Consider the following 8,515-nt stretch of genomic DNA (forward strand, 5'->3'; position numbering starts at 1 on the left):
GTGCGGTTTGAACCTTCCGTCGCGCAACAGGTCAGGGCGAAAAGACCTTTCATTGCTTCTACGGAATACCAACGGGGCGCGATGAAATGTGGAGTCGAGTATAGCCAACTGCCGCGGACGTGTCAAGAAAATGCGGGGTAAATTCTAAAAATTCCGCAAAACGGTTGTAGACCAACGATGCGGATCCAAGCTATACTCCGATCTAACGAGAAATCTTATGTTCCTCCGCCTTACCGCTTTCGCGGCGCTAACCGTCGTACCCGGATTCTGCGCAGACTGGAACGCTCCATCGGCCGAGCAATATATGGATTCGCGCCAGAAGGAATGGGTCGCCTGGCCCACGGCGATGAACTCGGGCGTCGCGTGCGTCTCTTGCCACACGGGTCTGCCTTATTTGTTGGCTCGGCCGGCACTTCGCGAAGCGTTGGGTGAGAAGACCGGTCCTACACTCTATGAGAGCGTGCTCGTCGCGAGCATGCGCGCCACCGTGATCCGTACGGACGCAAACGATTTGTTCTCGGGTCTGAAAGGTCCTATCGTCGGTGAGGTGTATGGCGCCCAGGTCGTCCTCTCAGCCCTTGTGTTGGCAATGGATGACGCCAAGCGCGCGAAACTGAGCCCGGAAGGCGAAAAGTCCTTCGAACGGTTGTGGTCGCTACAGGTGAAGAGCGGAACGGACAAGGGCGCCTGGCTTTGGTCGGATTTCGACCTCGACCCCTGGGAGACAAAGGATTCCGTCTACTACGGCGCGGCGCTGGGAGCATTAGCTACCGGTCTTGCTCCGGCTAACTATCAAGGTCGTCCGGAGATACAGGATAACCTGGCGGCTCTAAGAGAGTATCTACGCGTCGCGCTTCCGACTCAACCCCTACACAACCGGCTCTTCCTTCTATGGGCGTCGTCGAAAATGCGGGATGTGTTACCCGATGCGGACAAGCAGGCAATCCTCGCTGAATTGTGGCGCAAACAAGAGGCGGATGGAGGATGGAGCATTCAATCCCTGGGGCAGTGGAAGGCGCGCGCCGCGGCTCCGGCAGCGACCTCGACCGCCTCGAATAGTTACGCTACGGCGCTGGCAGCGTTCACGGCTGAGCAGGCCGGAGTTCCGCCATCGCAGCCCGGCTTATCGAAGGCATTGGCTTGGCTAAGATCGCACCAGAATGCTCAGGGCTATTGGACTGCGGACTCCATGAATCACAAACATGCCGCCGGCTCCATGCCCGAGAAATTCATGAGTGACGCCGCGACAGGTTATGCCACGGCAGCCTTGCTCGCCGCCGACGCAAAGCATGACGAAGGGGTTCAGCAAACCGCTTCCAGTTCGAAGCCTCGTAACTGATAGCGGAACCGGGCGTTCGAACCTAACCTGGAATCGCACCAATCGATTCCGCGAGCGATAGCTTCGGCCTCCGACGTCCAGAAGAAACCTTCACCGCCGGACGAATAGAACTGCCGGCACACAGCAAGGTGACGCCGGAAGCCGGCCGTTAAACGTGCTTCATAGTGCGTCAGTAACTCCGCTACGGGTGCGCCTTTATCCACTGCGCGGATCAAAGCCGCGGCCAAGATCGCCTCGCGGATCGCGTGCCCCGTGCCGTCCCCACAAATCGGGTCGAAGGACATCGCGGCACTTCCGCAGCATACCCAGCCAGGCGCGCAAAGGGGTGAAGCTATGCGTGGGTATGCAGGAAAGCTGCCGCCGGAGCCGCCGAGCACGCCAACCTCCGCCGCCACAACCCGGCTTTGGTCGAGCAGCGCTTCGGGATCGCCGCCGATTGCCAGCAGCCAGCCCGATCGACCTTCCCAAGGATGATCCGCCCCAGGTATTAGAAACAGCCAGCCGTTATCGAGCGATTCGATCCAACAAGCGCCAGGATCAGAGCCTCGCGCCAGTAAGACGCGCCGGACGGAAGCCAGGCGCACTCCAAAGCTGTGTTCCACCGCTGGAGCGGGAAGCGGTCGCGCCGTAAGTATCTTCCAGGAGGCTTCATAAGTCGGATTCCCTTCTGAAAGCAGCGGCGGGGCTACTCTCTCTAACAGCGATTCTTCGGATACTACGACCGCGGAGTGTTCGACACTGACAGACTGCGCGCCATGTCCCCAGGCCACGACCCGCCTCCGGATTCGCGGCTCATTCGCGAATAGTTCGGGCTGGCCGAAAATGTCACGAACCAGCGCGAGCGCCTGATCGCCCAGCAGAATCACGGGAAGGCGCGGACGTTCCAGCGGTTCAACAGTAACAGGTAGCCCGGCGAGGCTCAATAAGTGCGCACAACAGCACGCGGCCACTCCGTCCCCTCGGATGAGAACGCGCAATTCCGTCCTCTTACGGGATCACGACGATACCCGCGTAAGTCACGTCGGTGTTGAGGTCCCAGGTCTTCTCGTACTTAAGGGTTGCGGCATCGTAGACTTCGATATCGAAGCCCGCTCCATAGATATAAAGCTTCTTACCGTCGGTAGAAATGCCGAGAGTGAAGCGCGTGCGGCAAGGAACTTCTTCCTTCTGCGTGATTTTGTCGCGCGTCAGATCGAAAGCCCAGAACTCGCATCTCTTGTTCCCGTGGATTCCGTTCGAGACCACCGTGTAAGCCCACTTCTTGTCTGGCGTGACTTCAATACCCGCCATCCCGGCCGGAGCAGGTCCGATCGGATCGAAGTCGATCTGCCTCGTGCTCAGGTCAAAACGAGCCAGGCCGAACACGTGGTTGTGGACGATCGGATCCGACCAAACGAACATCCCTGTGTGCTCTCCGGGAGAATTGAATAGATCCAGATCGCTGCCGAAATGCACATTCTCCATTCCAGGTGCATCCGGGCGGGCCAGATCGATATGATCGAGTACTTTGAAGTCGCTAGCCTGAAGTATCGTGATCTTTTCGCCAAACTGGTAAACATACCTCCCGTCCGGCGAAACTTCGAGAAACCCTGTCCCGTAGTCGCCCTGGTTCTGGGGTTCCTCTTCCTTGGTGATCTCGATGGTCTTGACGATCTTCTGTTGATCCAGATCGATAACCGTGTACTTCGGCTTAGCTACTTCATAGTGCTCCGGAAACTTGGTGATTTCCTTAGTAACCGCATAGAATAACTTGCCTTGCGGGTCGACCGCGCCGCTGAAAAACCGGAATTGTTTGGTCGGGGTATTCAGCTCAAAGTGATTGATTACCTTGCGAGTCGCTACGTCAATTACCTCGATGCCGTTGTGATCGATGGTCGTGACGTAAATTTTCTTGTGATCCGGCGCCAGTTGAATCGACATCGGCGTGCCCGTTACGAGCGGGATCCGGTCGACAATCTGGGCCTTCGCCTCGTCGAACACAAGAACCGAGGCGGGATAGGCCGGCAGGTACAAGGTACCGGCGTTTGCGAGTCCAACCAAGGCCGCGCAAGCGGCAGCCGGCAGTGTAAGTCGCGAAATCGTCATGGTTATGGAAAAACAAGATCCAGATTGCGCCAGTCTTTAGTGGCTGTGGCGCACTTAGCGGTCCAGTCCGGAGCATTGTTCAAGTGATCCGGTACCTGCGCCGGCCAGTAGCAGCTCATATAGCAATCATAGATATCGCGCTCCACCGGTTGGCAAAGTCCGGCCGTGCCGCCCGCCGCGTCAACCTCCCACCCCGGCGTGAACATCAGCGCGCAACCCATCGGAACGTGCGGGCGTTGTTGCGCTGACGGCCGGTCCTGTAAGGCGACGACATCCTCGGTATGCGCGACGACATATTCGTCGATCCGCGCGGCTTTCTTGTTCAGCGGCCGCATGTGTCTCATTCGGCTTTCCTTTCCGCGAATTGCTGCAAAAACCCGGGGTTCTTAGCCGCAATCGCGCCATAGATTTCAAGACAAGTGTGGGTCCAGTCACGGATCCAGTCGCAGTAGTGCAGATTGGGATGGCCCGTATCTCCGTAGCGCACGAAGGCTTCATGGTGGCACCCGCCCGCGCATAGCGGCCGTGCGAAGCAGGTGTGGCAATCATACTTCGAATCGATATGTCCACGGCGCAGAAAGTCCGTCTGTTTCTCGCGATCGATGCCGGTCGAGATATGTCCCAGCGCGTGTTGGTCGGAATCCACAAAGCGATGGCACGGCGCGATATCGCCCGAAGGTCCGACGCCCAGCAACCCGAGGCCGGCGCCGCAAGGATGCGACTTATTCACACCCTGGCATAACTCGGCGAGCGTGTCACTTACGTTTGAAAACCCATGCGATTCGCCGCGCAGCGCATACTCCAGATACTCGGCCGCAAGTATGTGGAATTGCTCCAATACGCCATCCATTCCGCTCGGGCTGATGGCGTACAGTTGATTGGGCGAAGTCGTTACCGGCGCAAAGCCCACTTCGTGGAAGCCGAGGTCCTGCTTCAGGTGGCGAAAGATGCGGATAACATCGGAAACACCCGCCGTCAGCGTCACGCGGGCAGTAATCGGCCGCGTGCGATGATTCTGAATCAGCGCGCGTACTTTCGGTTCAATAATGTCGTAACTGCCGCGCCCGTTGGCGAACACCCGCAGGTGATCGTGCATCTCCTTCGGCCCATCCATGCTCACCGTGACGCCGATATGGTTCTGGGAAAGAAACTCTATAATTGCCGGCGTAAGCAGAGTAGCGTTAGTTGTTAAGCTAAAGTCGATCTGGCGGCCCTGTTCGCCGGCTTTGCGATTCGCGTACGCCACCACTTCCTTCAGCAGCGGAAAATTCATCAGCGTTTCGCCGCCGAAGAACGTGATGTGAATCGAACGCCGGTCCGCCGATTCCGCCAGCAAAAAGTCCACTGCGGCCTTGGCCGTTTCCGCATCCATGAACTTCGGCTTACCTTCCGGAGTCGCCACCTTATCGGCGCCGAACTCATAGCAGTATTGGCACGATAAGTTGCATTGGTTCGTCAGGTTCATGACCAGCGTTTGAATGGGGAAACGCTCGGGCAAAGGCTGCGGCTGGTCCGGAACCGAGTCACCGGCCACGATCACGTTGGCGTGATACATCTCCGCAATCAATTCCTCCGCTTCTTCGATCGCGAAGCCGTTTGCCGCGGCCACCTCACCAACTAACCGGTCATGCGGTACTTCACCGCAACTGAGACGATCTATAAGGTTCCCAACGGCGCCATCCACCGCGAAAATCGCCCCCGCCGGCACCAGGTACAGAAAGTGAGCCCCGCCTGCTTCAAACCGGTGAAACTCACCGAGGCTATAAACACGAGCCGAGGTTTCGCTCATGATAGCCGTCATTGACCCACCTCCGGTTGATCCCACTTAATGTAGGTTGGGACCGTCACTACCAGATACGACTTACCGGTCAGCGACCTTCCCTCCTTGTCTTTCTCATTCTTGGCCGTAGCTACCACCCAAACGTCGCCATAGTTATTGCGGCTGAACTTGCGCTGTGGATTCGGTCCGTCCGACGACGGAGTAAAAAGCCCCGTGCTACTTAGCGAGCCGACGAACTCCTTGTCATCATCGCCGTAAACCGAGTAAAACTCCTCTACTGACCAATTCACGTCGATGGGTCCGAGTTCCACATCATCCGCCGTGTGGGGCTTGCCATCGGCGCCGCGCTGGTAAGCGACGGCCTCGAACTGCTGATATCCCTTGGGATGCCTTTCGCTGCCGAGATGCGCCAGAGCGGAATCCGGCGTCACTTTGATGTAATCAATGCGATCGTACACCGCAATCGCGCTGGGCAGCACCGCACGGCCCAAAGCGATATCCCGCTTGCCCGGGACCGCGTCCGCCGCGGTGTCCACTTCCGCAACAATCATGTTGGGAGTGTGCGAGACAATGCGGCGCACCGTAACTCCTGTGCCGAAATCGAGATCCGCGGGCGCTATCTTCCCCGGTAAGCTCTCCCCCATCAGACGCACGCGCGTCCCTTGGGAGCCCGTCTTCAGTAGAGAGCAGTCGGTTCCGATCAATGTCGGGTCGGCTGAAGGACGCCGCAGTTTCACGTCGAAACCGAACTCCTGATATTCACCCCAGAACCAGCGCCCCTCGGCCGTGGTTTGGTCTGGTGAAATCCACATCACCTCGCGCATGTCACTGCTAACATCGTCGGGAGCCTTAGCCGGCGCGGCGCCTTTGGAACGGCCGCGCCAGGCGTAGCCGGCGTAGACAAGACTATGGCCCGTGCGAGTGATGGTTGACCCGTCCTTCACCGAAGTCAATTTCACGCTGGTTGTAAATTCGCTGTCGGCGCTGCTGTTCGGCGTTATTTCCATGTCCCCGAAGAACTGGCCGCGGCCGGGAAGGTACGCGGAGACGATCCATTGCCCGCTTAGCTTCGGCGCACGCATCCTCGCCCGCCAGGCGGCCCACTCCGGCGTATTCAGTGGCGCGGTCTTACTTAGAAACGCAAGAGCTTCATCCACCGGCAACGGCGCTCCAGGTTCCAGGTGGTGGCGCTCTTCATCGAAACCGCCGGCGCTAATCCCTAACCGGAATGCCTCATCGGCCTGCGGATAGAGAGCGATGTGTAAGTTAGCGAGATATCTCCAGTCTTCCGGAGATCGCCGCCACGAGAGCGGCCGCGCGAGAGCGTGACAATTCGCACAAGCACCGCGCACGTTGTCGTTCGGAATGTTCGTTTCATCCTGAATACGGTGCTCGGCATAGTACATGACCGGCTTCGCTTCATCCGGCGCCAGACCGTGATAAGTCGCGAGATACTTTACAATCTCCCTGGCCTCTTCCGGGGACAAACTAACGCCCCGCAAACGCACCATACGCTTGAGAGCTTCTTCCCAGCCTTCCGGAGTGGCGCGCTCCCAGGAGATGCGCAACAGGTTGCCCTTCTCGTCTTTGGTATGGCAGCCTCCGCATTTGGAGATTACCAGGGGACTCGTAACGGGAATGCCTTCTTCGGGTGTCGACTTACTCGGCTCTGCGGACGGGGCAGCTTGCCGCTTCTGGCCCTGCGCAAACAGGTTGAATGCCAGAATCGATACAAGCAGTAGCTTCATAACATTTCCGGTTATCATACACTTTTTACTCGCCGCAGGTAAATGAAAAAATCGTTCACGCCAGCAAATTCCTTCCGCCCGCACGGCAGGTCTGATTGACGAACTGACTTATGCGCGACCAACAGGTTCTCTTCGCGGGCTATCGCCGCGCATTGCGATTCGTCGTGCCCTACTGGCCCCGCCTGGTCCTCGTGCTTCTTTCCGGCATCGCGGCCACCGGATTCGGCCTGCTGCAGCCCTACATCTCGAAACTTCTGGTCGACGATGCGCTGTTGAAGCGCAATATGCGCATGCTGCTGATCGTCAGCGCGCTGACCTTCGGCGTTACCGTGCTGGGCTTCGTACTCAACATCTTCTCCAGCTATCAGTACGTGCGTGTTTCGGCGTCCGTGCTGTTCGATATGCGCCTCGCGCTGTACCGCCATCTGCAAACACTGTCGCCGCGTTTTTGGGCGCGCACCAAGCTTGGCGACGTCGTGTCGCGCATCAATAACGACATCGCTGAGGTGCAGCGCGTTTCGGCCGACAGCCTGTTGAGCGTCCTTTCGAACGTCGTGTTTCTGGCCGGCAGTACCGCCATCATGCTCGCCCTTAGCCCCCGCCTGTTCCTGGTGAGCGTGGCGGCGGTTCCGGCCAGCGTCTGGGCGTTGCAGCACTACCGGCACCGGCTGGCCGTGCGGGTGCGGGCAGTCCGCGAACGCAGCTCCGCAATCGGAAGCTTTCTGCTGGAGACGCTTTTAGGCATCCGGCTGGTTGTCTCGGCGCAGGCTGAAGAGCGCGAGGTCGAACGGTTTCGCAAGCACAATCAGAGCTTCCTCGACGCACTCATGCGCATGCAGCTCACCTCGTTCCTATCCGGCGCCGTTCCCGGAACCATCCTGACGCTCTCCACCGCCGCGCTCTTTCTCTACGGTGGAAAGCTGGTGATCGACGGCTCGCTGACCACCGGGTCTTTGGTTGCGATCATGGCCTACCACCTGCGCCTGCTATCGCCCGTGCAGAACCTGATGAGCCTCTACGCCAACCTGGTGTCAGGCGGCGTGTCGCTCGCGCGCGTTTGGGAGCTATTCGACACTTCCGCGGAAATCGTCGATGATCCTAATGCGAAGCCGCTCGGCACTGTTCGCGGCGAAATCGAGTTGGATCGCGTTTCGTTCGGTTACAGCGGCGAGTCTGTGCTGCAAGATCTGTCCTTCTGCGTTCCAGCGGGCACGATCTGCGCGATTGTTGGCCCGAGTGGAGCGGGCAAGTCGACTCTCGCCGACCTTCTGGTCCGGTTCTACGATCCGGACGCGGGCGCCATCCGCATCGACGGCCGGGATTTACGCAGCCTCCCACTATCCGACCTGCGTCGCGCCGTGATGCTGGTCGATCAGGCCCCCTATCTGTTTCACGCCAGCATTCGCGAGAACATCGCCTACGCCCGCCCCGGCGCCGGCGACGATGCGATTGTGAGCGCGGCCAAGGCCGCGTCTATTCATCAGCGGATCATGGGTTGGCCGGACGGATACGCGACGATCATCGCCGAACGCGGCCAGACTCTTTCCGCCGGAGAGCGCCAAC

At 58.9% G+C, this 8,515-nt stretch carries 7 protein-coding genes; 2 read left to right on the top strand and 5 right to left on the bottom strand.

Features of this window, described 5'->3' with window-relative positions:
• The first annotated feature begins 217 nt into the window (after window positions 1–217).
• Window positions 218–1,339: a hypothetical protein gene (locus H1Y01_RS08375; RefSeq protein WP_180539986.1), complete on the top strand. Its 1,122-nt coding sequence runs from the start codon at window positions 218–220 to the stop codon at window positions 1,337–1,339.
• Here the strand turns inward: H1Y01_RS08375 and H1Y01_RS08380 are convergent.
• The 5 genes from H1Y01_RS08380 to peaA are packed head-to-tail and all read right to left on the bottom strand — an operon-like array spanning window position 1,303 to window position 6,952.
• Complete coding sequence (locus H1Y01_RS08380; protein WP_180539987.1) at window positions 1,303–2,316, bottom strand: hypothetical protein; 1,014 nt, start codon at window positions 2,314–2,316, stop codon at window positions 1,303–1,305. The genes H1Y01_RS08375 and H1Y01_RS08380 overlap by 37 nt on opposite strands.
• Window positions 2,317–2,326: 10 nt before the next feature.
• Window positions 2,327–3,424 (bottom strand): hypothetical protein, encoded by a 1,098-nt coding sequence (locus tag H1Y01_RS08385; RefSeq protein ID WP_180539988.1) that lies wholly within the window; start codon window positions 3,422–3,424, stop codon window positions 2,327–2,329.
• Between the two features lie 2 nt (window positions 3,425–3,426).
• Window positions 3,427–3,768, bottom strand: a complete 342-nt coding sequence (qhpC, locus tag H1Y01_RS08390) for a quinohemoprotein amine dehydrogenase subunit gamma (RefSeq protein WP_180539989.1) — start codon at window positions 3,766–3,768, stop codon at window positions 3,427–3,429.
• Window positions 3,765–5,225, bottom strand: a complete 1,461-nt coding sequence (peaB, locus tag H1Y01_RS08395; RefSeq protein ID WP_219341389.1) for a quinohemoprotein amine dehydrogenase maturation protein — start codon at window positions 5,223–5,225, stop codon at window positions 3,765–3,767. Before peaB ends, qhpC begins: the two co-directional genes overlap by 4 nt.
• Window positions 5,222–6,952 carry a quinohemoprotein amine dehydrogenase subunit alpha gene (gene peaA, locus H1Y01_RS08400; protein WP_180539990.1) on the bottom strand — a complete coding sequence of 577 codons (1,731 nt, stop codon included), beginning with the start codon at window positions 6,950–6,952 and terminating at the stop codon, window positions 5,222–5,224. Before peaA ends, peaB begins: the two co-directional genes overlap by 4 nt.
• A 110-nt stretch (window positions 6,953–7,062) precedes the next feature.
• Between peaA and H1Y01_RS08405 the strand changes: the two genes are divergently transcribed.
• Window positions 7,063–8,515: ABC transporter ATP-binding protein (locus H1Y01_RS08405; RefSeq protein WP_180539991.1), on the top strand; the 1,453-nt coding region annotated here is incomplete at its 3' end.

The organism is Nevskia soli, from assembly GCF_903970205.1.
Lineage (GTDB): Bacteria > Acidobacteriota > Terriglobia > Bryobacterales > Bryobacteraceae > Bog-113.